This is a genomic window from Nonomuraea sp. SYSU D8015 (genome assembly GCF_008065375.1).
Taxonomy (GTDB): domain Bacteria; phylum Actinomycetota; class Actinomycetes; order Streptosporangiales; family Streptosporangiaceae; genus Nonomuraea.
Genome location: NZ_VJYI01000002.1, coordinates 445,197 through 467,652, shown reverse-complemented (window position 1 = coordinate 467,652; position 22,456 = coordinate 445,197). Strand labels below are relative to the sequence as shown.

The window sequence follows — 22,456 nt, the reverse complement described above, 5'->3', positions numbered from 1 at the left end:
TCATGATCAACGCTCTGGTGGACGACGGGGAGGCCGGCCGCGCCGCGCGCAAGGCCATCATGACCGACCTCGTCTGGATGGCGCCCGGCCATATGCCAAGCGAAGTTGCTCGCGTCATCACCCGCCTCGTCAGGCAGGATCTGATCACTGCCTCGAACGATGAAGTGATCATTCACCGAACTCGACGGCAGTGATCTGAAATCCCAGCTCTGCCAGAGTGTGTGGCTTTTCCGGGGCCGCATCCGGCTTCGAGGAGGTGCGCAGGCGGTTCGACCCCCGTCATCGCGAGCAGTTCGGAATACAGATCGGCCGGGTAGTCGGGCGCGCCTTCTGATAAAGGGAAGCCACGGTGTCGAAGGTGGCGAACATGGGGCAAACGGTACTCGGCTGAGCCCGTCCGCCTCGACGCCGCGGCGTGATGGGCGGCTGCCACAGTGATCTCGTCCTCCCGTGCTTGGATGTCCACTGTGGGCGGACCGACGGACGATGCGGCTGAGCAGGTGGCGCGGCGTGTGGTGGAGGCCTACGGCGGGTGCGGGGCGCGGATCGACTTCGCCTATGGGCAGGGGTCGGTGTTCAGCGGGTTCACCGCGCACTCGGATCTGGACATCGTGATCATTTGGGGTGAGGACGAGCTGCCGCTGCCCGCGCGGCGGCCGGCTGAGGAGCTGAGCGATCCCTGCACCGACACCACGCAGTTTCACGACGCCGCGTTCGGGCTGGACAAGCTCCATGTCTCGGGGTGGGACGTCGATGTCGCCCACTACACGCGTACGCGATTCGATGCGTGGTGCGCGCTGGTCGAGGCCGGTGACGGGTGGCAGGAGCGGGCGTGGCCCCAGCCGTTGCACGCGGTGGCCGGATTCGTCCACGGGAGACTGCTGGTGGATCGCGACCGGGTCGCGCAGGGCATCCGGAAGTCGATGCGCGGCCCGTCCGCCCAGCTGATCACCAAGGTGATGGACGCGCTGGGGCAGCAGCTGCCCGAGTACGCCGACGCCCTCCGCGACTGCGCCGACAGGGACGACGGGTGGCTTTTCCATGAGCTCGCCGTGCAACTGGTCAAGCACGCCTACGTGGCCTGGTTCGCCGCCGAGGGACACTACCTGCCGTTCCCCACACGCCTTCGCCAATGGATCCGGCATCTCGGTCTGGAGGAGCGCGGTGTGCTGCTCGAGCGGCGGATCTGGGAGGCGACGGCACTCGGGGAACGACGGCTCGCCATCCTGCGGTTCGCCGAACATGTGCTCGCCGCTAATTCGGTTGTCCGGAAATCCGCCGAAGCCTAGGTTGGGCGGATCGACGATCGAGGGGGAAGGATCTCACTTGCTGGCAGCCGACGTACACGCCTATCTCAGGTCGGTGGCGGGGTCTGGGGCGACCCGGGTCGGGGGGTTCACGGTCCGGTTCGATGAGAAGGACGACGCGCTCCCCTTCAACTACGCCATCCCTGACGATGACAGCGCGCCCACGGCGGAGGAGGTGGCCGAGCTGGTCGCGGTGTTCCGGGAGCGGAGCAGGACGCCGCGGCTGGAGTACGTGCCGGCGGCCGCGCCGAAGGTGGAGAGCGCGCTGCTCGCGGCCGGGTTCAAGCAGGAAGGCCGTTTTCCGCTGTTGGTCTGCCCGCCGGGCGAGGTCGCGGACGCTCCTGTGGACGATCCCGCCCTCCGGGTCGCGCTGGTCAGCGAGGATTCCGAGCTCTGGCCGGTGGCGCGGGTGATGAACGAGGCCTTCGGGGCGGGGGAGGCGAGCGACCACGACGTCGCGCGGCTTCGAAGGGTCTTGGACGGGGGTGGGCTCGTGGCCGCCGCCGTCGACACGACGACGGGGGACGTCGTGGGCGGTGGGCAGGTGGGGAGCCCGCATCGCGGGGTCGCCGAGGTCGCGGGCATCGCGGTACGTGATTCGCACCGGCGGCGGGGGATCGGGGGAGCGGTCACGGCGCTGTTGACGCGTGAGGGCGCCAAAGCCGGGATCACGACGCCGTTCCTCACTCCGGCGGATGATGGGGCCGCGCAGGTCTACGCGCGCGTGGGGTATCGGAAAGTGGGCGAGATGCTCTTCATCTCGCTCCCGTAGCCGCAGAGCGGCGAGAAGCGGCCGGGAGCGGCCGGAGCGGGCCGGCGCGCTCCCGCTGGAGCGCGCCTGCACACGCCGCTTTCCCGCAGCCGTACCCGTCCGGCTTATACCTGCAGGACCGACAGGACGTTTCCCGCCGGGTCGGTGAACCAGGCGATAGGCGGGCCGGCCTCGCGGAAGATGCCCTTCTCGTCTGCCTTGATGTGCGGGTAGCGCTCGAAACGCACTCCGCGGGCCACCAGCTCGTCCACGGCCTTGTCGATGTCGTCCACCGGGAAGTTGAGAATCGTGAACGTGGCCGGGGTGTGGTCCTCCTTCGGATAGACGAGGATCTCCGTGCCGCCCGCTATGTGCAGGGTCAGCAGGCCGTGTTCCTCCGTGACCCGCAGCCCCAGGGTTTCGCCGTAGAACTTCCTCGCCGCGGCGATGTCGTTCACCGAGAAGCCGCTGAAGGCCTTTGTCGAGCCGAACATCACTGCATCCCCTTCCGGTGCTCTTCGCTGAGCTGGATGATCTGGACGTAGTTGCCGTCCGGGTCGATCGCGGTGGCGAAGAGGCTGCCGTCGCGGTCCTCGAGCTCGGCCAGCCACGTCACGCCGACCTTCTCCATGCGGGCCGCCACGGCCTGGGCGTCGTCCACGTCGAAGTTCAGTATCACCCTGCCGGGCTCGGGATTCTTGTCGGCGACGTCGTCCCGCGTGTCGATGAGCAGGAAGAACTCGCCGAACTTGAGGATCCGGTAGCCGTTGACGTCGGAGACGTCCTCGGGGTCGAGCGCTGTGGCGTACCAGGCGCGCAGGCGCTCGGGGTCGGTGCTGGCGAGCAGGAGGCTGCCCAGGCTGGGGCGTCTCATCGGCTCACTCCTCTGTCTGTAAGGGATGGGTACGACAGACAGACCGGGCGAGCGGCGAAAAGTCATCGATGAAGCGGACGCGCAGCGTGCCCGGGTCTGGTGGGCACGCTGCGCGGGTTTTCGGTCAGCAGGTCCGGAGCATTGAGGCTCAGCCTGTTCGCAGCGTGAGACCGTAAACGCTCAAGATCTCATTGACCGGCTGGTGGTACGTGGTGCCGCCGATGCTGCAGTTGCCGGAGCCGCCGGAGGTGACGCCCTGGGCCTGGCTGCCCGAGATGAACGAGCCGCCGGAGTCGCCCGGCTGGGCGCACGCGCTGGTCCTGGTCAGGCCGGTGACCGTGCCCTGCGGGTAGCGGACCGTGGCGCCGTGCTGCTGGATGATGCCGCAGCGCCAGCCGGTGGTGGAGCCGGAGCGGCAGATGGAGGCGCCGACCGAGGCCTGGGTGGAGCCGCGGACGGTCACCAGCGAGCCGCCGGAGCCGCGTACGTAGGGCGTCGGGTTGTTGCCGGGAGCGGCGACCCAGGCGTAGTCGTTGCCGGGGAAGGACGAGCCCTGGAAGGTGCCCGTGGGGTTGGTGGTCCTGGCGCCGGCCCGGCCGCAGTGCCCGGCGGTGACGAAGCCGGGGGTGCTGCCCCTGGTGACGGAGAAGCCGACGCTGCAGCGGCTGGAGCCGATGTAGAACGGCATGCCGCCGACGATGTCGATGTACGTCATCGGCTGCTCGGCCGTCGCCGACACGGTGACCAGGCTCCGGTCGACGCCGGCGGCCGCCACGAGGGCGTCGGCGGCCTGGACCGTGGGCGCCTGGACGGAGACGGTGTTGGTCTTCACGTCGACGTACCAGAGCGTCGCGCCTGCCGTGGCCCGCCGCGGGGCCCGGTCGAGCTGCTGCACGACCGCGTTGAGGTCGGCCAGCGTGCGCTTGACGAGGACCGGCTGTGCGCCCTTCGCCTCGATGGCCGGGGCGGCGTTGGCGTCGGTGGTGGCGACCATGAGCTTGGATGCGTCGTCGCTCAGCCAGGCGCCGCCGAACGATGCGCCGAGCTGCGCGGTCAGTGCGGTTTCCGCGGCCGCGGCGCGTTCCTCGTTGGCGAGCCTGGCGACGACCTGCGCCTCGGAGAGGCCGAGGTCGCGTTCCAGCGCGTCGATCATGGACGGGGGAGCTGCTGGTGGGGAGGCGGATTGAGGTGCAGGGTCAGCTGCGGCTGGGCTGAGGGGGGTTGCGAGGCAGACGGCTAAGATGACGCCGCCCACCAGCGCACAGCGCTTACTCAACATGTGCACTCCTCGGGTGGGGGTGCTGTCAAGTTAACGGCTGGTACGGGCAGCGTCAGATATCAAAGGGTCTCTATTTCGGTGTTATGGCCGGGTTTTGGCCATGGCCCCGAATCGGACATTTCCCGCAATAAACGGTGGTGCGGAGGGTGGGTGGGTAAGGTCACGTTGCGGAGGTGTTCTCTGTGCGTAATGGTGTTCGTCATTGGCTCGGCGCCGGCGCAGGACTGCTGGCCACACCCCTGATCGCGGTAGGACTGTCATACGGCGCCGCCGAGCGTTATCGCCTCTTGGCGCAGCTCACCATCGACTGGATACCGATGTCGATGTTCATCGGCGCCTTCGTCCTCATCGGTGTGCTGGCCGGGTCGAGGCTGTCGCCGCTCGCCTCGTTGCTGCCCGGCCTGGCCTTCACCGCCTTGGGGGCGTCTCTGCTGGTGCGCCTGAGCATGGGTGGCGACCACATGCTGTGGTGGGATTTCCTGCCGAGAGAATATCCCGAGGCATACAAGACCTTGCTCGGCACCTGGTCGCTCCCGGCCGGTTGCCTGTTGCTGGCCGCCTCGGCGTTCCCGTCCCGGTGGCGGTGCAAGGCGGCGGCGCCGGCTGAGCCGCCTCCTCCGCAGCCGGAGGAGGAGGCTCCCGCACCGCCGCCCCTGCCCAAGCGGATCCCGTCCCGCTACTGAACGGGCGACGGCGCCGGCGGGCGGGCCGCCAGGACGGCGACCAGCACGTACGGCGCCACCAGGACGGCGAACGTCACGCCGTGCGACAGGCCCGACGAGGCGGCGCCGTAGGCGGTGTAGACCGCCAGCGTGACCACGTTCGTGCCCAGACCGGCGACCGACGTCACGGTGGCACGGGACGGACCGGTGATCCGCTCCTGGAGCCGCGCGTCGGCCACCACGCCGGCCAGCTGGAACGCCCCGAACGCCACCGCGATCAGCGCGAACCCGGCCGGATGTCCGCTGATCGCCCCCGCGGCCATGGCGAGGGCCGCTCCCCCGACGGTGAAGGCGTAGGCCCGGGGTGACATGCCCTGCGCCCTGCCGGCCAGCAGGCCGCCGGCCGTGGCGCCGATCCAGACGACGAGGACCAGTACGGGAATGGCGGCCCTGGCCACGCCCACCTCGACGCCCAGGACGGACACGTACTCCTCCAATGCTCCCCAGATCGCCGTGACGAAGGAGAGCAGCAGCACTGCGTGGAGCACGCCGCGATCCGCGCGGACCTCCGCGAGACCGGCCCGCAGCACCGCCAGATAGCTTCCCTCCGTGTCAGCGCCGGGGGAGCGGTGCTCGGGGAGCGTCAGGGCGACGGCGGCGCCCAGGACACAGGCCAGCACGCTGGCCGCCCCCACGGCGAGGTGTCCCCCGGCCGCGAACACGGGCGCGGCGAGCGCCATCGACGCCGCCACCGCCACCAGGCCGAAGGACTCGGCCCGGCCCATGACGGCGGCGTATCGGCCCTCCTGGCCGAGCCGCTCCAACTCCTCGTAGGCGAGGGCCTCGTAGGCGCCGGAGACGAGGGCGCCCTGGGCGCCCCACAACACGAAGCCCGCGGCGAACGCCCAGTAGGACGGGAAGAGGATCCACAGGGCGAAGCCGGCGCCGGCCAGGAGCGGGCCGAGACACAGGAGCAGCCGCCTGGACACGGCGTCGGCCCAGGCGCCGGACGGGACCTCCAGCACCATGCCGGTCACCGACCAGATGACGAGCAGGGAGGAGATCTCGGCGACGGACAACCCGGTGTCGAGGAACAACAACGTGTACACCGGGTAGAGCAGGATGAAATCGCCTACGAACGAGTAGGCGTAAAGTTTCGGGACGAGCATGAGGCCTTCCAGCTGAGGACGAACGAGGACTTCCGAGTGCTCGTCGCCTCGGAGGTCCGCGCGCCCAGCGCCGGCCTCTGGTCAGTCATCAATGTCGCCAGTGCATGGCACGAGTCTAGCGTGATCGCGCCTCTGGATCAGGGCCCGGCCAGGGCGGTCGCGTCACCGGCTCGTGGACGCGACGCAGGAGCGTCCCAGTCCTGTCATAGAGTCCAATGGTGGCTCATGTGAGTGTGGTGGTCCGATACCGCAAGGCGGTGACGTACGGCGTGCACGCGCTGCTCGCCGCCCTGGAGACCGCGAAGGTGGAGCACGAGCTGCGGCTGGGCACGACCCCCGAGGAGACCGCGGAGCACATCCGCGACAGCGAAGCCGACCGGGTGCTGGTGCTGTGGTCGTTCTACTCGCCGGACGCCGACGCCATGGCGGCCGAGCTGGCCACCGTCAAGGAGCTGAGCGGCGGCCGGGGGCTGCACATCGCGGGCGGCGTGCACGCCACCGCCGAGCCGCAGCAGGTCATCGACGCGGGCTGGGACCTGGCGGGCATCGGCGAGGGGGAGTCGACGATCATCTCGCTCGTCCGCGCCCTCCAGGAGGACGCGCCGCTCACCACCGTCCCCGGGCTGGCGATCAGGGACGCCGACGGGGTCGCGCTGCGCACCAGGCCGGCGCCGCAGCTGCCGCTGGACGCGTTCCCGTCCTTCGTCGGCAGGAACGGGCCGATCGAGATCACCCGCGGCTGCCGCTACACCTGCCGCTTCTGTCAGACGCCGTTCATGTTCGGCGGCCAGTTCAGGCACCGGTCGGTCGCCAGCGTGCGCGAGCACGTGCGCGGCATGGTCGAGCGCGGCCTGAAGGACATCCGGTTCATCACGCCCACCTCGCTCTCGTACGGCTCCCCCGGCCCCGATCCGGATCTCGGGGCGGTGGAGGAGCTGCTGGCCGGGGTCAAGGAGGAGCTGCCGCCGCACGGGCGGGTGTTCTTCGGGAGCTTCCCGTCGGAGGTGCGGCCCGAGCACGTGACGCCGGAGGCGATGCGGCTGCTCAAGCGGTACGTCGCCAACGACAACCTGATCATCGGCGCCCAGTCGGGCTCTGACAGGGTGCTGGCCGCCTCGGGGCGCGGGCACGACACCTCGCCGGTGCGCGACGCGGTCAGGATCGCGGTCGAGCACGGATTCCGGCCCAACGTCGACTTCATCTTCGGGATGCCCGGCGAGGACGAGGACGACCAGGCCGCCTCGCTGAAACTCGCCGCCGACCTGGCCGACCTCGGGGCGCGCATCCACACGCACACGTTCATGCCGCTGCCGGGCACGCCGTGGCGGGACGCCGAGCCGGCGTTCATCCCGCTCACGACCATGCGCGAGCTCGACCGGCTGGCGCAGCGCGGCGACGCCTACGGGCACTGGCGCAAGCAGGCCGAGCACTCCATGCGGCTGGCCGAGACGGCCAAGGCGTACCCCCGCCGCATCCGGCGGCGCCGCACCACCGATCAGTAGCGGGTCAGGGGATCAGGTAGGAGCTGTCCCGGACGTCGGTGATGGCCATGGACCCTGGGGCGTGCGCGATGGCGAAGGGCGGGCGCGACTGGATCACCGCCGCCTGCGAGGTGACTCCGCACGCCCAGAAGACCGGGATCTCGCCAGGCCGTACCTCGACCGGGTCTCCGAAGTCGGGCCGGTCGAGGTCGGCGATGCCGAGGGAGCGCGGGTCGCCCACGTGCACCGGCGCGCCGTGCACGGCCGGGTAGCGCGAGGTGACCCGGACGGCGGTCGCCACCAGGTCGGCCGGGATCGGGGGCATGGAGACCACCATCGGCCCGGACAGCTCCCCGGCGGGCCGGCAGGCGCGGTCGGTGCGGTACATCGGCACGTTCGTCCCCGCCGCGATGTGCCGCACGGGAACGCCCGCGTCCAGCAGCGCGGCTTCGAAGGTGAAGCTGCAGCCGATGAGGAAGCAGACCAGGTCGTCCCGCCAGGAGAAGACGACGTCGGTGACCTCGGCCACCGGTTCGCCGTACTCGTAGACCCGGTAGGCCGGCAGGTCGGTGCGCAGGTCGCCGCCGAAGATCGAGGCGGAGACGGCGCCGGGCTCGGTCACGTCCAGCACCGGGCAGGGTTTCGGGTTGCGCTGCGCGAACAGCAGGAAGTCGTAGGCGCGCTCCTTGGGCAGCGCGATCAGGTTCGCCTGCGTCCATCCGGCCGACCACCCGGAGGTGGGGGTGCGCAGGCCGTTCCTGAAGAGATGCCGGGCCTGCTCCGGGCTGAGCGGCGCGGTCGATGTCGCACACCACCGCGATCACCGGGTAGCCGCCGGTCACCGGATGGTCGGCCAGGAAGAGCGTGGGCTGGCCGGACGGCGGCACCTGCAACGCCCCCGGCACCACGCCCTCGCTGGGCAGCTCCCCGTCGCGGGCCCTGGCCAGGTGCGCGCCGCGCAGCCGCATCCCCACGCGGTCGCTGTCGAGGATCACCTCGTACGGCTCCGCGCACAGTGCCGCGAGCGCTGGTCCAACGATCGATTCCCGGGATGACGCCGTGCGGGCGGCGATGCGGGCACCCGCCGAAGCAGGTCGAGGAAAGCAGGAGCGCCTAGACCGAGCACTCCTTCTGGCGGAACATGCGAGGCCTACGGGGGCTCGGTGTTCGGCCTGCAGCACGCCGAAGGCGCCGTGCGACGGCCGGCCGAGACGGCCACGGCCGGCCGGCGGCAGGCGCGGCGGTGACGGGCGCGGCGATAACAGGCGCGGTGGCGGCAGGCGCGGCGGTCACGGGCGGCCGCGTCGGCCGCGTCAGTCGCGTCGGTCGTCGTCTTCGTCGAAGGCGTGCAGGACACGCTCGAACGCGTCGCTGACCGGCCGCAGCGCCTGGGAGAACGCGTTGACCAGAGGACTGAAGATCTCGGTCATCTCCGTCATGAAGTCGGGACTCTTGTTCTCGGGAGGCGCCCAGCGCATGGCGTCGGCGCTCAGCGTCTCCCACTCGTCGACGACACCGTCGATGGCGTCGAGCACGTGATCAGGATCGCTAGGCATGACCGCTCTCCGTGGCAGAAGCCGGACATATCTACGGTACTTCAGGCCGGGATCGACACGCCCACGCCGCCGCGCGTTTCCGCGCCGTAGCGCTCCTTGTCGGCCCTGAGGTCCAGCGGGCGGATGCCGGCGCGCCCGGCCAGGGTCTCGTCGGTCAGCAGCGAGGCCGGCACCAGCCACGACACCTCGAACTCCAGCCCGTCGGGGTCCCTGGCGTAGAGCGCCTTGGTGGTGCTGTGGTCGGACGCGCCGACCAGCGCGCCCAGTTCGGTCAGCTTGGCGGCGATCCGCTCCAGCTCGGCGAGGGTGTCGACCTCCCAGGCGAGGTGGTAGAGCCCCACGGAGGTGCGGCCGGCCGGCGACGGAGCGGCGTTCTCGCCGATCTGGAACAGGCCCAGGTCGTGGTCGTTCGTCGAGCCTGGCGCCTGGAGGAAGGCGGCGCCGCGCATGCCCATCACCACCTCGAAGCCGAGGGCCTCGCGGTAGAAGGCGACGCTGCGCTCCACGTCGCGGACGTACAGGACCGCGTGGTTGAGCCGCTGGACCGGCATGGTGATCCCCTTTCAGCAGAATCCGGCCCTAAGTATATGAGAGTTCAACTAAATTGGGACCCATGACCCGATGGCTGGATGAGGACGAGCAGCGGACCTGGCGGAAGTTCATGACGGCGACCCAGCTGATCAACGAGGCCCTCGACCGCCAGCTCCAGCGGGACGCGGGCATGCCGCACACCTACTACGTGATCCTCGTGCGTCTCTCCGAGGCGCCTGGGCGGACGATGAGGATGAGCGAGCTCGCCACCAGGGCGCAGAGCTCCCAGAGCCGGCTCTCGCACGCCGTGGCGCGCCTGGAGGAGCGCGGATGGGTGCGCCGCGAGCGCTGCCCCGACGACCGCCGTGGCAACTTCGCCGTCCTCACCGACGAGGGGTACGCCGCGCTCGCCGCCGCCGCTCCCGGGCACGTCGAGGAGGTCCGGCGGACGCTGTTCGACGTGCTCGAACCCCAGCAGGTACGCGAGCTGGACGAGATCTGTTCGGCCGTCATCCACGCGGCCGACCCGAACACGCGGGAGGGAGAGCGAGAAACTGTCGTGCGGAGGCCGTAGCGTTCTCCGCGTACCCGAACGAGGAGATGCCGATGCACGACACCGAAGAGGCGCTGTTCAGGGCGGTCCATGGCATTGCGAGCCGGTTCGCCGGCCAGCCCGTGCCCGTGGTCATGGACGCGTTGTTGCGCGACCTGCCCAAGGCTCCCGGCCTCGAGGTGGCGGAAATACGCAAGATCGCGGAAGAGATCAGCGTGGGGCGCGACCCCTCGGGCTTGTGAACAACTGATCCCAAGGGGAGCATCGGGGATATGTACGAGCCAACCCCTGATGATCGATTCACGTTCGGTCTGTGGACGGTCGGCTGGCAGGCGCGCGACCCGTTCGGAGACGCGACCCGTGCTCCCCTTGACCCCGTCGAGAGCGTGCACCGGCTGGCCGAGCTGGGGGCCTATGGCGTCACCTTCCACGACGACGACCTGCTCGCCGTCGAGTCCGATCGTGACAGGGCGATCGCGGCGTTTCGGAAAGCGCTTGCCGAGACCGGGCTGAAAGTGCCCATGGCCACCACCAACCTGTTCACCCACCCCGTCTTCCGCGACGGCGCGTTCACCAGCAACGACCGCGACGTGCGGCGATACGCCCTGCGCAAGGTGATGCGCAACCTCGACCTGGCCGCCTCCCTGGGCGCCACCACCTACGTGTGCTGGGGCGGCCGCGAGGGCGCCGAGTCCGACGCGGCCAAGGACGTGCGGGCCGCGCTCGGGCGCTACAAGGAGGCCATCGACCTGCTGTGCGGCTACGTCCGCGAGCGCGACTACGACATCCGCTTCGCCATCGAGCCCAAGCCCAACGAGCCGCGCGGCGACATCCTGCTGCCGACGATCGGGCACGCGCTGGCGTTCATCAGCGAGCTTGAACACCCCGACATGGTCGGGCTCAACCCCGAGGTCGGCCATGAGCAGATGGCCGGGCTCAACTTCGTGCACGGCATCGCGCAGGCGCTGTGGCACGGCAAGCTGTTCCACATCGACCTCAACGGGCAGCACGGGCCCCGCTTCGACCAGGACCTGATCTTCGGGCACGGCGACGTGATGAGCGCCTTCTTCCTGGTCGACCTGCTGGAGCACGGCGGCTACGACGGGCCGCGCCACTTCGACTACAAGCCGCTGCGTACGGAGGACCCCGCGGACGTGTGGGTGTCAGCCGCCGCCAATATGCGGACATATCTGATCCTTCGCGAGAAAGCGCGTAATTTCCGGGCTGATCCGGAGGTGCGGGAGGCCCTGCGCGCCTCTCGTGTCGAGGAGCTCGGCCTGCCCACGCTCAACCGCGGCGAGACGCTGGCCGACCTGGCCCGAGACGAGTTCGATCCCGACGCTGCGGCGCGGCGCGGATACCATTTCACGCATCTCAACCAGCTGGCGCTGGAGCACTTGTTAGGAGTTCGTGGGTGACGCTGGTCGCTGGGGTCGATTCTTCGACGCAGAGTTGCAAGGTCGTCATTCGTGACGCGGAGACGGGCGCGCTGGTGCGCGAGGGCCGGGCCCGCCACCCGGACGGCACCGAGGTGCACCCGTCTCACTGGTGGACGGCGTTGCTGCAGGCCCTCGAGGAGGCCGGTGGGCTTGACGGCGTCGCGGCCATCAGCGTCGCGGGGCAGCAGCACGGCATGGTCTGCCTGGACGAATCCGGAAATGTCGTACGCGACGCCCTCCTGTGGAACGACACCCGCTCCGCCCAGGCCGCCACCGACCTGATCAAGGAGCTGGGCGGGCCGCAGGCGTGGGCCGACGCCGTGGGGTTGGTGCCGGTGGCGTCGTTCACCGTGACCAAGCTGCGGTGGCTCGCCGAGCACGAGCCGGACAACGCCCGGCGCACAGCGGCGGTGTGCCTGCCGCACGACTGGCTCACATGGCGGCTGGCCGGCGCGCTGGCCTCGGGAGCGCCCTTCTCCCCAGCCGCGTGGCAGGATGCCCCGACGCCGCCCCTCGACCACCTCACCACGGACCGCGGCGACGCCTCCGGCACGGGCTACTGGTCGCCCTCGACCGGGTCCTACCGCACCGACCTGCTGAAGGCCGCCTTCGGATCGGTGCCGCTGTTGCCTCGGGTGCTGGGGCCGGCAGACGAGGTCGTCGCCACGGTCACGGGCGGGGAGGGCGCGCCCGGCTCCGGACGGGTGCTGATCGCTCCGGGCACCGGCGACAACATGGCCGCCGCACTCGGCGTGGGCGCCCGCTCCGGCGACGTCGTGGTGTCCCTGGGCACGTCGGGGACGGTCTTCGCGGTCGCCGAGTCGCCCAGCGCCGACCCCTCGGGCGCGGTGGCCGGCTTCGCCGACGCGACGGGGCGCTTCCTGCCGCTGGTGTGCACGCTCAACGCCGCCAGGGTCATGGACGCCGCCGCCCGCATCGCCGGGGTCGGCCTCGACGAGTTGAGCGACCTCGCGCTCCAGGCGCCTCCGGGGGCGGGCGGGCTGACGCTGGTGCCGTACCTGGAGGGAGAGCGCACCCCCAACCGCCCGACCGCGACCGGCTCCATCCATGGCCTGACGCTGGCCACCTCCACCCCCGCCCACCTGGCGCGGGCGGCCATCGAGGGCATGCTGTGCGGCCTGGCCGACGCCCTGGACGCGCTGGCCCTGCGGCCGGAGCGGGTGCTGCTGATCGGCGGCGCCGCCCGCTCGGAGGCCGTCCGCCGCATCGCCCCGACGATCTTCGGTGTCCCGATCACGGTGCCGCCGCCCGCCGAATACGTCGCCAACGGCGCCGCCCACCAGGCCGCCACGCTCCTGACCACGCCGGACTGGCGGTCGGAGGACACGGCGACGTATGAGGGGGAGGCGGTCCCCGAGATCCGCCACCGCTACGCCCGAGCCACCGGCCACATCCTGGACTGACAGTGCCCGGCGCCAGGCGCACGGACATACCCGTGCGCCTGGCCCGGGAGGAACGCACGCGCCGAATACGACGGCGACCGTCCTCGAGCTCAGCGGCGTGACGAGCCACGCTCCCGCCGGGCTCGGCGCTCAAGAGGATCGTGCTCGCAGAAGGACGCCTGGCCCTCATGGCCACGCCGGACGAGATGATGCGAGATCTCGGACCGGGTGTTCAGGCTCTGGGAGAGCGTCGGCGAGGACGTCGCGGACCTGGAGGGCAGGTCTCGGCAGGGAGCGTTCGGGTACGGGTGAGGCATGGGCCGGATCCTGGTGGGCACCGCTTCGTGGACCGACAGGACGCTGCTCGCCTCGGGGTGGTATCCCGACGACGTCACGTCCGCGGAAGACAGGCTGCGCTACTATGCGAGCCAGTTCCCCTTGGTAGAGGTGGATTCGTCCTACTATTCGCCGCCCGCCGAAAGCACGGTTTCGCTGTGGCGGGACCGCACTCCCGCCCAATTTACCTTCCACATCAAGGCGTTCTCACTGCTGACCCAGCATCCGACCAAGCCGACGGCGCTGTACAAGGACCTGCGGGAGCGCCTCGGGGAGCCGAAGAAGAACCTCTACCTGCGCGACCTGGACCCGAAGGCGGTCGAGGAGGTGTGGGACCGGTTCCTGACGGCGTTGGCGCCGCTGCACGAGTCGGGCCGGCTGGGCGCGATCCTGTTCCAGTTCCCGCGCTGGTTCCCCATCGGCAAGCGCAACAAGGAGTACATCCTGGAGTGCAAGGCGCGCTGCGATCCGCTGCGGATCTGCGTCGAGTTCCGCAACCACACCTGGATGAGCGAGGACAACCAGGCCGAGACGCTGGATTTCCTCACCTCGTACGGGCTGCCGTACGTGAGCGTGGACATGCCGCAGGGCTACCCCGACTCCATCCCGCCCGTGCTCGCCGCCACCGCGGACCTGGCCGTGGTGCGGTTCCACGGCCATTCGAAGAAATGGACCAGCAAGGACATCCACGAACGGTTCGGGTATCTCTACCAGGAGGATGAGCTGCGGGAGTGGGCGCCCAAACTACGGCGCCTCGCCGAGGACACCGAGGCGACCCACGTTCTCATGAACAACTGCTACCGCGACTACGCGCAGGTCAACGCCTCGCAGCTGGCTCGCCTGATCCCGCAGGAGTGACGCGTCGAACGAGCCTTGCCGTCAGGCGGGCACGGCCGAGTCGCGGACGACGAGTTCGGTGGCGAGCTCGATGTGGCGGGCCTCGATCGTCTCGCCGGCCGCCAGGCGCAGCGCGGTGCGCAGAGCGACGATGCCCATCTCGCGCAGTGGCTGCCGTACGGTGGTCAGCTGCGGTGAGGTCATGGTGGAGAGGTCGGTGTCGTCGAAGCCGACGACGCTGAGGTCTTGGGGAACGCGCAGGCCCCGGGCCCTGGCGGCCTGGACGGCGCCGAGGGCGCTCTCCTCTCCGGCGGCGAAGATGGCCGTCGGCGCCGGGTCCAGATCGAGCAGGACGGCTCCTCCTTCCACCCCGTGGGGGTAGCAGAAGCCCGGAGTCAGGACGTATTCGGGGCGCACGGGCACGCCCGCGCTCTCCATGGCGGCGCGATAGCCGTGCATGCGTGCCTGGTTGACGGCCGTGGTCTCGGGGCCTCCGATGTAGGCGATGCGGCGGTGGCCGAGTTCCAGCAGATGCTGCGTGGCGGACAGACCGCCGGCGAAGTTGGTGCAGCCCACACTCATCACGGGGCTGTCCGGCAGGTTGAGCGGGTCGATGACGACCACGGGTAAGCGAGCCCGTGAGAGCGCGGCGAGCTGGGCCGGGGTCGGGCCGGTGCCAAGAGTGATCACCGCGCGGCGTCCGGCGGAGACCAGGTCACGGGCCCAGGAGATGGCGCCGCCGGCCGTCTCGGGCGTGTTGCCGACGATGACGGCCACGCCCGACTGGGCTCCGGCCTCGATCGTGCCCTTGATGATCTCCACGGAGTAGGAGCACAGCTCGTCCACCCACATCTCGACCGTGGCGGCCGTCTCCGCCTTGCCGCGGCGCGACGGGCGCGGAACGTAACCGTGATCCTGCAGCAGGGACTGCACCAGCGACCGAGTGGTCGGCGCCACGTCCTGACGACCGTTGAGCACCTTGGACACGGTGGCCACGGACACGCCGGCCGAAGCGGCCACGGTGGCCAACGTGGTACGCCGTGGACTGCGTGACATCCTTTCCCCCTAACGCCCCGACATTCACCTTATGGCGTGACCAAGCGGAGGCAAGGCATTTATCGGCTTCCCACCGGCCCACCCGCGCAAGGCGCGCCCTGCCGACGCGTGCCGAGGGCGGACCACGCGCCTACCGGGCCACGAGGCGGACGGAGAGACCGTGGGCCGTGTAGAGCGGCACGGCCTCGATTCCGGCGGCGTCGACCGTGACGGTGCCGAACCTGCCCTGCAGCCGGCCGCCGCGGATCACCTGGACGACCTTGCCCGGACGGGGAGCGCCGTCCAGCTTGATCTGCAGCACGCTGCCCTGGTCGAGCACGACCTCTCCGGCCACCGTGAGCGGAATCGCCCAGTCGGCGGAGAGCGTCACCTCCAGCACGCCGCCGGACGACTGGCGGTAGCCGTCCCGCACCCGGACGCCGGCCGCCGTCACGGCCAGCCGGCCGCCGCGCACGGTGACGGGACCGCGGCCGAGGGCGTCCGGCGAGCCGGCCACCAGCGTGCCCGCCTCGACGGAGGTTCCGCCCGTGTAGCGGTTGTCGCCCGTGAGGGTCAGCGCGCCGGTGCCCGTCTTGGTGAGGCCGCCACGGCCGCCGATGTCGTTGCGCCAGGTGTCGGCCGCGCTGAAGCCGCCGTCGGAGGCGTTCATGGTCACGGTCACGTCGCCGTCGAACGCGCCGTAGCCGTCCGCGGCGGCGAAGAGGTTCAGGCGTCCCCACGGCTCGGGGCCGTCGAGGATGACGTACCCCGACGGCAGCGCGGTGGTGCGGAGCACCTCCCGGCGGCCGGCCGCGCCGAGGTACGGAAATCGGGTCTCCAGCAGCGCTTCGGCGCCCTTGGGCACCTCCATCGCGACGTACCTGCCGCGCCTCGGGAGGATGTAGGTGAGGCGGGGGGTGACGTAGCGCCTGTTGGCCTCGCGGTCGGCGTACGGGTCGGCGGCCGGGCCGGCCGAGTGCGCGTGGGCGTGCAGCGTGTCGGCCGTGATGCCGGTCTTCGCCTGCAAGTACGCGGCCGCCTGGCTGCGGGCGGCGGCCTTGAGCTCGGCGTTCGCCGGGTCGTTCAGGATGGCCGCGGCCAGCGCGGTGGCGAGGATGCGGCCGCCGACGACGTCCACGGGGGAGTGCATGCCGGCGACGATGCGGGAATGGCCCACCTCGAAGGCGCGGGTGAGGAGCTCCTGGAAGCGCTCGGGGACGGCGTAGGCCAAGGCCAGGGCGGCCAGGAAAACGGCGTTGGCGTGCCCGCTGACGTACCCGCCGTCCTCGGCCGGATTGGTCGCGCGCTGGCGCAGGAGCTGCGGGGCGACGACCACGTCGGAGTCGTAGACCGGGTAGCCCAGGTCGTCCTTCTTCCCCGTGTCCACGACCCTGCTGTCGTTCGTGAGCCGCCACGGACGCGGGTACTGGAAGGCGAACTTGCTCGGGTTGCTCGACGAGTGCGCGCCGCGAAGAGTGTTGACGAGCTGCACCACTTTGCCCAGCTCGGAGTCGGGGGAGCCGGCGCCGATCGCCGAACCGGCGGGCGCGCCCGGCGGCACGGCATCGCTGATCGTGGTGGGCGGGGTGCCGTCCGGCGCCGAGGTGATGCTGGTGACCGCCTTGGCGCCGGTCTTGTACAGGGCGGCCAGCGGCCCCAGGCCATCGATGATCGAGTAGCTCTGGTGCTGCCTGTCGAAGATGAAGGCGGTCTTGGCCTGCGCGTCCGTCCGGGTCGTGGTGACCCTGACGCAGTAGCCCACGTTGGCGCGCAGGACGTCGGGCATGAGCGGCGTGCCGTCGTCCCAGGCCGTACCGGTCTTCCAGACCCTCGCCATGTCCGAGAGGATCGCGACGGCCGCGTTGGTCTCGGGGGTGAGGTTCGCCGTGGCGTTGGTCTTGTAGTGGTCGGCGAAGGGCAGCACCGCGCTCGCGGCGGCGGACGCCGGTGACGCCGGCAGCCAGGAGAGAACCGCCGGACCGGCGATGAGCCCGGCGGACGCGGTCGCGGCCCGGGCGAGGAATCCGCGCCGGTCCATGATGTTCTGGTGGTTCATGCTCGCTCTCCGCGGCTGCTCGACGCTCATGTGTGGGCGCGGACGATTATGGGGCAATTGGGACGCACGATACCGAAGTGGCAATGTTGAATCAGTGAATTCTTCGCGGCGAAGGGACCAGCCGGTCGTACAGCTGGCGGAACACGACGAGTGCCGGGCGCGCCAGCACGTACGCGCCGGCGGTCAGTCCGAAGACCAGGGAGACGACCTGGGCCGTGTCCAGGACCGGCGGTTCGACGAACGGGTACCACAGCGCGCTGAACTCCGGGGTGTAGTAGCACAGCGGCGGCTCGTACATCGTCCCGCCCACCAGGCAGCCGGTCGGCGTGGCGGCGCTGTCGCCGAAGACGACCCCGTTCACCCCGACCCAGACCGAGAGGGCGACGGCCGCCAGGGTCAGCACATTGGGGAGGAGGGTGTCGTAGGGACGGTGTATGCGCACCGCCAGCACCAGGCAGGCGGGAAGGGACGCGAAGAGCAGATATCGCGGTCCCCAGAAATGCGCACCGGTCCAGGCCCAGTAATTGGCGTAGAGCAGGAGCAGGCCGACGGTGAAAGCCATCCACATGCCGTGGAGCGCGCCCAGATCGGCGTCGGCCCGTAACTCCTTCAGCCTCTCTCGAACCGGCAGGAAGAAACCGGGCGCGAAGAACACGAGCCCCTTCCCGAAGGAAAGCAGGAGCGACAGCAGCCCGAAGAACAGCGGATAGCTGAAGCCGGGCAGCCCTGAATACGGCATGACCGAGCGGTGGCCCTGGTTTCCTGACTCGTACCCCGTGAGGAACGGGTTGCCGCGCCGGATCCACGCCTCGGCCAGCACGAGGGCGGCCGCCGCGAAGATCGCGAGCAGACACCAGGCCCGGCGGGTGTCCCACACTCGCCTGAGGGCCAGAAACCCCATGCCGACCAGGGAGGCCGGCGTGTTGGCCACTCCAATGACGATCGCCGCCCACCCGCCGCGGCGCTCGGTGACCACGGCGAGGGTGCCGACCGCCACCAGGACCGCGGTGAACACCTCCCCGTAGTAAAGGGTGACGTGCTTGGCGAACATCGAAGCGAAGACCAGCAACAGCAGAAACGTACGCAGGACCTCGCGGGGCATCCGGTCGCGCAACATCCAGTAGAACGCCAGAAGGCCCAAAGCGAAAACGACGCCGTTGTAGTGCGCGACCCACGCCTCCCGCGCGTTCAGCAACTGACCGGCCAGCCACAGCGGGGCCGAGAAAATCGGGCCGATCAATGAATACTTGCCGTCGGGCGCCTCGCCGGTCGTCAATAACTCGGTGAGATTCTCGTGGCGCCCTCCGCCGTCACCCCACAAGCCGTGCGGGCGGAGAACCGCGATCGCGATCAGCCCCGCCAGTATCAACCCGATCTCTAATCGGGCGATTCTCTTCACCATGACCCGTCCCCTCGTGTCCGCCACGCGCCGTGGCACGCCGACCGAGCGTACGGAAGATCGCGAAGCGGTGGAAACCGGGACTCCGGGGAACTCAGGGTCGGGGTCAGGGGCGGCTAGGGGATCGAGCCGGATGTGGGGGACGGGGGCGCGGCGGGAGAGTTGCCCCATGACCGCAGCTAAGAGGCTCTATCCCCTGATCGCCTGTGGCTCGATCCTGTTCTCGGTGGTCGCGGTGGTGGTCGGACAGTTCGACCCCGACCCGTATCTGGACCCCATGAACGTCACCATCAGCGAATACGCCGTGGCCGACCGCGGGGGCGTCACGGAGGTCGCGATGGCGGTGCTCGGGATCGGGTCGCTGGCGTTGCTGGCGGGGCTGCGGGCGGCGGGGGCGCCGGTCCGCGGGATGCCGGAGCGGTTGCTGATGGTGTGGTCGGGAGCGCTCGTGGTGGCCTCGATCGTCCCGACCACGCCCATCGGCACGGACCTCGATCTGGCGGCCCAGATCCACCGGTACGTGTCCGTGGCGGCCTTCGTGAGCCTCCCGGCCGCCGGAGCCCTGCTGGTGCCCAGGCTGGCCGCCAGCGCCGACTGGAAGCCCGTGGCGCGGGCCGTGGAGTGGGTGGCGCTGGCCGGGGGGTTCGGGCTGCTGGCAATCACGTACGTGGCCATGCCGGGCGACCGGGTGATGATCGGTCTCGTGGAGCGGTTGCTGCTGGGCGCCGAGGTGGCGTTGCTGGGTGTGCTGGCGGGCTGGCTGGCCTGGCTCGTGTGGCGTCAGCGTGTTGGCGTGGTGTCACGGGTCGGTGGCGGGGCGCTACGAGGCGTCCGCGTACGGGCCTAAATTTCCCGACATATCACTTGATTATCGCTAGTCGATCTTAAAACCAGGTGTTTCGGTGCTATTCTCTCCCGCGATCTTCTATCCGGGAGCAGGTGTCATGGCATCGGGCAGATCCATCCGATTCAAGATCTCGACGCTGCTCGTCATCCCCTTGATCTCCCTGATCGCGCTCTGGGGCTTCGCCGCGAGCACCACGTCGGGAGAGGCGCTCAACCTGCTCAAGGTCGAGACCATCTGGACAGGCGTCATCAACAACGCCGACGGCCTCGTCGGCAACCTGCAGACCGAGCGGCTGGCCTCCGCCGAGCGGATCGCGGGCACCGTCACGAACCCGGGCGCGCTGGCCGAGGCCCGCGCCAAGGTCGACTCGAACAGGAAGAAGCTCCAGGAGCAGGGGCTGTCCGAGGACGTGCAGGCCGTGCTCACGGCGGACATGAAGAACCAGCTCCAGACCGTGTACGCGGCGATCGACCGGCTCCCGGACATCAGGCGGAAGGTGGACGAGCGCAGGCTCACCCCCACCGCCCTCGTCACGGAGTACGCCAAGATCTCCGACGAGGTTCACCTGCTCTACTCCCGGCTGACGGTCAGCACGGACCTCCAGCTCGCGCTCCAGGCGCAGGGCCTGATCGCCGCCGACGAGGTGCGTGAGCTGATGAGCCGCGAGCACGCCCTGGTCGTCGCCGCGAACGGCCAGCCGAGCATGCCGACCGCCCACATGCTGGCCGCCCTCGACGGGTCGAGGTCGCGCCTGTTCCCGAAGGCCCTGGCCAACCTCGACACCGAGCTGCGGGCCCCGTTCGAGAAGATGTACTACTCCCCCAGGTACGTCACCATGGAGAACCTGGTGGAGAGCTACATCGACGGTCAGCAGCTGGACATCGAGCTCTGGCGGGGCGTCGCCGACCAGGTGCAGAAGGAATACCAAGAGGCCATCTGGCGCACCGGCGACAAGCTGCTGGCCAGGATGGAGCCCGCGGGCATCGCGATCGTGGTGCGGGCCGCCGTCGCCGGCGTGCTCGGACTGATCGCGGTGATCTTCTCGGTCGTGATGTCGATCCGGGTCGGCCGCAGGATCACCCGCGAGCTCGCGGCGCTGCGCCGTACCGCGCTCGACCTGGCCGAGGTCAGGCTCCCCGACGTCGTGGCGAAGCTGCGCAAGGGCGAGAGCGTGGACATCGAGACCGAGGCGCCGCCCATCAGGGTGGGCGACAAGGCCACCAGCGAGGTCAGCGACCTGGCGGCGGCGTTCGACAGCGTGCAGAGCACCGCCGTGGACGCGGCCGTCGAGCAGGCCAGGCTGCGCCAGGGCCTGTCCGAGGCGCTGCGCAACCTGGCCAGGCGCAGCCAGTCGCTGCTCCAGCGCCAGCTCAAGCTGCTGGACGAGATGCAGCGCCAGACGGAGGAGCCCGAGGCGCTGGAGCGTCTGTTCAAGCTAGACCACCTGACCACCCGCATGCGCCGCCATGCCGAGGGCCTGGTGCTGCTCTCGGGCGGCTCCGCGGGCCGCAGGTGGCGCGGCGTCATCCCGATGGAGGACGTGCTGAGCGGCGCGGCGGCCCAGGTGGAGGAGTACACCCGGGTGCGGGTCTACCCGATGACCGAGGTGGGCGTCTCCGGCGGGGCCGTGGCGGACCTGATGCACCTGTTCGCCGAGCTGATCGAGAACGCCGCCTCGTTCTCCTCGCCCAGCAACGAGGTCTCCGTACGCGGCGAGATCGTGGGCAGGGGCTTCGCCGTCGAGATCGAGGACCGCGGCCTGGGCATGGACGAGGCCACCCGCAGGGCCATCAACGAGCGCCTGGCCAGCCCGCCCGACTTCGACGCCGCCCAGACCGAGCGGCTCGGGTTCGCGGTGGTGGGCATGCTCGCCGCCCGGCACGGCATCAAGGTGACGCTCAAGCCGTCCCCGTACGGGGGGACCACGGCCATCGTGCTGGTGCCGGGAGAGCTGGTCGAGCCGATGGCGACCCCGGTGCAGCCGCTGGAGTTCGAGTCCGTCTCCGTGTCGGTCGTCCGACCGGAGACCACGGGGGATGGCGAGCTGCCGCGCAGGGTGCGCACCAGCAAGCGCGGCACGGGCCCCGCACTCACGCAGCAGACGGAGCTGGGGTCGACCGACCTGCCCCAGCCCGAGGGCCTCACGAGCCTGCCGCAACGCGACGGGCTCACCGGCCTGCCGCAGCGTGAGCGGACCACCGGACTCCCGCAGCGCGAGCGGACCACGAGCCTGCCGCAGCGGGACCGGACCACGACCAGCCTGCCGCAGCGTGAGCGGCCCGCCGATCAGCCGGACTCCGACGAGCAGGCGTCCGGCGACCGGCCGACCGGCCTGCCTCGCCGCCAGCGGCAGAACGGCCTGCCGCAGCGGCTCCAGCAGGCGCCGCACGCGGGACCGCCGGCCGGTGAGCAGCGCTCGCCCGAGGAGGCCAGGGCGTTGCTCTCCTCGCTCCAGTCCGGCTGGCAGCGCGGGCGGCAGGACAGCGACCAGGATGGGGGATCTCAGCCGTGAGCCGCGAGCACGAGTGGGTCGACGAGGAGGCGGGGCCCGTCGTACGGCCGTACGCGGTCGCGCGTGGACGCACCAGACCCGCGTCCTCCACGCTCGACCTGCTGGCGACCGTCGTCCCGACGGGGTTGCCCGCCCCGGCCAACGCCGAGCTCAGCGCCCAGCACCGCCGGGTGATCAGCTGCCTGGCCGGCCGGCCCAAGCCCGTCGTCGAGCTCGCCTCGGAGGTGGGCCTGCCCGTCGGCGTGGCGCGGGTGCTTCTGAGCGACCTGCTGGAGTACGGCCTGATCTCAGTGCGTGAGGGGCGCGACAGGGCGTCCTCGTCGACGGAGAGCCTGCTGCGAGAGGTCATCAACGGCCTCAGGGCGCTCTGAAGCCCCGAAGGCTCCATTTTGGTCCAGGGTCGCCGGAAGGGCGCTCACGCTCGCGCTG

The 22,456-nt window shown here is 70.4% G+C and carries 23 protein-coding genes and 1 pseudogene; 13 read left to right on the top strand and 11 right to left on the bottom strand.

All coding sequences use genetic code 11. The features are described 5' to 3' along the window. Positions 1-2: 2 nt before the first annotated feature. The 3 genes from ID574_RS11405 to ID574_RS11395 all read left to right on the top strand — a co-directional run bounded on the left by ID574_RS11405 (position 3) and on the right by ID574_RS11395 (position 2,079). Positions 3-194 (top strand): hypothetical protein, encoded by a 192-nt coding sequence (locus ID574_RS11405; protein ID WP_188188780.1) that lies wholly within the window; start codon positions 3-5, stop codon positions 192-194. 264 nt (positions 195-458) lie between these two features. Then, positions 459-1,289 (top strand): hypothetical protein, encoded by an 831-nt coding sequence (locus tag ID574_RS11400; protein WP_188188779.1) that lies wholly within the window; start codon positions 459-461, stop codon positions 1,287-1,289. Between the two features lie 37 nt (positions 1,290-1,326). Next, positions 1,327-2,079: a GNAT family N-acetyltransferase gene (locus tag ID574_RS11395; protein ID WP_188188778.1), complete on the top strand. Its 753-nt coding sequence runs from the start codon at positions 1,327-1,329 to the stop codon at positions 2,077-2,079. Positions 2,080-2,183: 104 nt separating this feature from the next. Here the strand turns inward: ID574_RS11395 and ID574_RS11390 are convergent, their stop codons facing one another. From ID574_RS11390 to ID574_RS11380, 3 genes are all read right to left on the bottom strand, one after another. Continuing rightward, entirely contained in the window at positions 2,184-2,552 is a 369-nt protein-coding gene (locus tag ID574_RS11390; protein ID WP_188188777.1) for a VOC family protein, read from the bottom strand. Further along, the gene (locus ID574_RS11385; RefSeq protein ID WP_188188776.1) at positions 2,552-2,932 is read right to left on the bottom strand and encodes a VOC family protein; all 381 of its coding nucleotides are present in this window, start codon (positions 2,930-2,932) and stop codon (positions 2,552-2,554) included. The genes ID574_RS11390 and ID574_RS11385 overlap by 1 nt, the downstream gene beginning before the upstream one ends. Before the next feature lie 148 nt (positions 2,933-3,080). Next, on the bottom strand, positions 3,081-4,085 hold the full coding sequence (locus tag ID574_RS11380) for a S1 family peptidase (protein ID WP_223166586.1): 1,005 nt from the start codon (positions 4,083-4,085) through the stop codon (positions 3,081-3,083). Between the two features lie 308 nt (positions 4,086-4,393). Here ID574_RS11380 and ID574_RS11375 point away from each other — a divergent pair, with 308 nt between their 5' ends. Continuing rightward, positions 4,394-4,894, top strand: coding sequence for a hypothetical protein (locus ID574_RS11375; protein ID WP_188188774.1), 501 nt, complete (start codon positions 4,394-4,396; stop codon positions 4,892-4,894). Here ID574_RS11375 and ID574_RS11370 read toward each other — a convergent pair. After that, positions 4,888-6,042, bottom strand: a complete 1,155-nt coding sequence (locus tag ID574_RS11370) for an MFS transporter (protein ID WP_188188773.1) — start codon at positions 6,040-6,042, stop codon at positions 4,888-4,890. The genes ID574_RS11375 and ID574_RS11370 overlap by 7 nt on opposite strands. A gap of 227 nt (positions 6,043-6,269) precedes the next feature. On the opposite strand from ID574_RS11370, the gene ID574_RS11365 reads away from it, so the two are divergent. Then, positions 6,270-7,544 carry a TIGR04013 family B12-binding domain/radical SAM domain-containing protein gene (locus ID574_RS11365; RefSeq protein ID WP_223166585.1) on the top strand — a complete coding sequence of 425 codons (1,275 nt, stop codon included), beginning with the start codon at positions 6,270-6,272 and terminating at the stop codon, positions 7,542-7,544. 4 nt (positions 7,545-7,548) lie between these two features. On the opposite strand, the gene ID574_RS11360 is transcribed toward ID574_RS11365, so the two are convergent. From ID574_RS11360 to ID574_RS11345, 4 genes and pseudogenes are all read right to left on the bottom strand, one after another. Then, positions 7,549-8,274 (bottom strand): putative hydro-lyase, encoded by a 726-nt coding sequence (locus ID574_RS11360; protein ID WP_223166708.1) that lies wholly within the window; start codon positions 8,272-8,274, stop codon positions 7,549-7,551. A gap of 22 nt (positions 8,275-8,296) precedes the next feature. After that, positions 8,297-8,704 (bottom strand): annotated as a pseudogene (locus tag ID574_RS59610) (allophanate hydrolase subunit 2 family protein); the annotation flags it as partial. 132 nt (positions 8,705-8,836) lie between these two features. After that, complete coding sequence (locus ID574_RS11350; RefSeq protein ID WP_188188771.1) at positions 8,837-9,079, bottom strand: hypothetical protein; 243 nt, start codon at positions 9,077-9,079, stop codon at positions 8,837-8,839. Positions 9,080-9,120: 41 nt separating this feature from the next. Further along, positions 9,121-9,630, bottom strand: coding sequence for a VOC family protein (locus ID574_RS11345; RefSeq protein ID WP_188188770.1), 510 nt, complete (start codon positions 9,628-9,630; stop codon positions 9,121-9,123). Positions 9,631-9,692: 62 nt separating this feature from the next. Here ID574_RS11345 and ID574_RS11340 point away from each other — a divergent pair, with 62 nt between their 5' ends. From ID574_RS11340 to ID574_RS11320, 5 genes are all read left to right on the top strand, one after another. After that, positions 9,693-10,184 (top strand): MarR family winged helix-turn-helix transcriptional regulator, encoded by a 492-nt coding sequence (locus ID574_RS11340; RefSeq protein WP_188188769.1) that lies wholly within the window; start codon positions 9,693-9,695, stop codon positions 10,182-10,184. A 32-nt stretch (positions 10,185-10,216) separates the two neighbouring features. Next, positions 10,217-10,405 carry a hypothetical protein gene (locus ID574_RS11335; protein ID WP_188188768.1) on the top strand — a complete coding sequence of 63 codons (189 nt, stop codon included), beginning with the start codon at positions 10,217-10,219 and terminating at the stop codon, positions 10,403-10,405. Positions 10,406-10,435: 30 nt separating this feature from the next. Next, a complete protein-coding gene (xylA, locus tag ID574_RS11330; RefSeq protein WP_223166584.1) occupies positions 10,436-11,581 on the top strand; it encodes a xylose isomerase in 1,146 nt (381 codons plus the stop codon). After that, on the top strand, positions 11,578-13,026 hold the full coding sequence (locus tag ID574_RS11325) for a xylulokinase (protein WP_188188767.1): 1,449 nt from the start codon (positions 11,578-11,580) through the stop codon (positions 13,024-13,026). Before xylA ends, ID574_RS11325 begins: the two co-directional genes overlap by 4 nt. Positions 13,027-13,320: 294 nt before the next feature. After that, a complete protein-coding gene (locus ID574_RS11320) occupies positions 13,321-14,199 on the top strand; it encodes a DUF72 domain-containing protein (protein ID WP_188188766.1) in 879 nt (292 codons plus the stop codon). A 21-nt stretch (positions 14,200-14,220) separates the two neighbouring features. On the opposite strand, the gene ID574_RS11315 is transcribed toward ID574_RS11320, so the two are convergent. The 3 genes from ID574_RS11315 to ID574_RS11305 all read right to left on the bottom strand — a co-directional run bounded on the left by ID574_RS11315 (position 14,221) and on the right by ID574_RS11305 (position 18,671). Next, positions 14,221-15,198 (bottom strand): LacI family DNA-binding transcriptional regulator, encoded by a 978-nt coding sequence (locus tag ID574_RS11315; RefSeq protein WP_262495973.1) that lies wholly within the window; start codon positions 15,196-15,198, stop codon positions 14,221-14,223. A gap of 166 nt (positions 15,199-15,364) precedes the next feature. Next, entirely contained in the window at positions 15,365-17,269 is a 1,905-nt protein-coding gene (locus ID574_RS11310) for a phosphatase PAP2 family protein (protein WP_223166583.1), read from the bottom strand. A 91-nt stretch (positions 17,270-17,360) separates the two neighbouring features. Then, positions 17,361-18,671 carry a hypothetical protein gene (locus tag ID574_RS11305; protein ID WP_188188764.1) on the bottom strand — a complete coding sequence of 437 codons (1,311 nt, stop codon included), beginning with the start codon at positions 18,669-18,671 and terminating at the stop codon, positions 17,361-17,363. A 166-nt stretch (positions 18,672-18,837) separates the two neighbouring features. Here ID574_RS11305 and ID574_RS11300 point away from each other — a divergent pair, with 166 nt between their 5' ends. The 3 genes from ID574_RS11300 to ID574_RS11290 all read left to right on the top strand — a co-directional run bounded on the left by ID574_RS11300 (position 18,838) and on the right by ID574_RS11290 (position 22,398). Continuing rightward, positions 18,838-19,515, top strand: coding sequence for a DUF998 domain-containing protein (locus ID574_RS11300; protein ID WP_188188763.1), 678 nt, complete (start codon positions 18,838-18,840; stop codon positions 19,513-19,515). Between the two features lie 97 nt (positions 19,516-19,612). Then, on the top strand, positions 19,613-22,027 hold the full coding sequence (locus ID574_RS11295) for a sensor histidine kinase (RefSeq protein ID WP_188188762.1): 2,415 nt from the start codon (positions 19,613-19,615) through the stop codon (positions 22,025-22,027). Beyond that, a complete protein-coding gene (locus ID574_RS11290) occupies positions 22,024-22,398 on the top strand; it encodes a DUF742 domain-containing protein (RefSeq protein ID WP_188188761.1) in 375 nt (124 codons plus the stop codon). Before ID574_RS11295 ends, ID574_RS11290 begins: the two co-directional genes overlap by 4 nt. Positions 22,399-22,456: the final 58 nt, after the last annotated feature.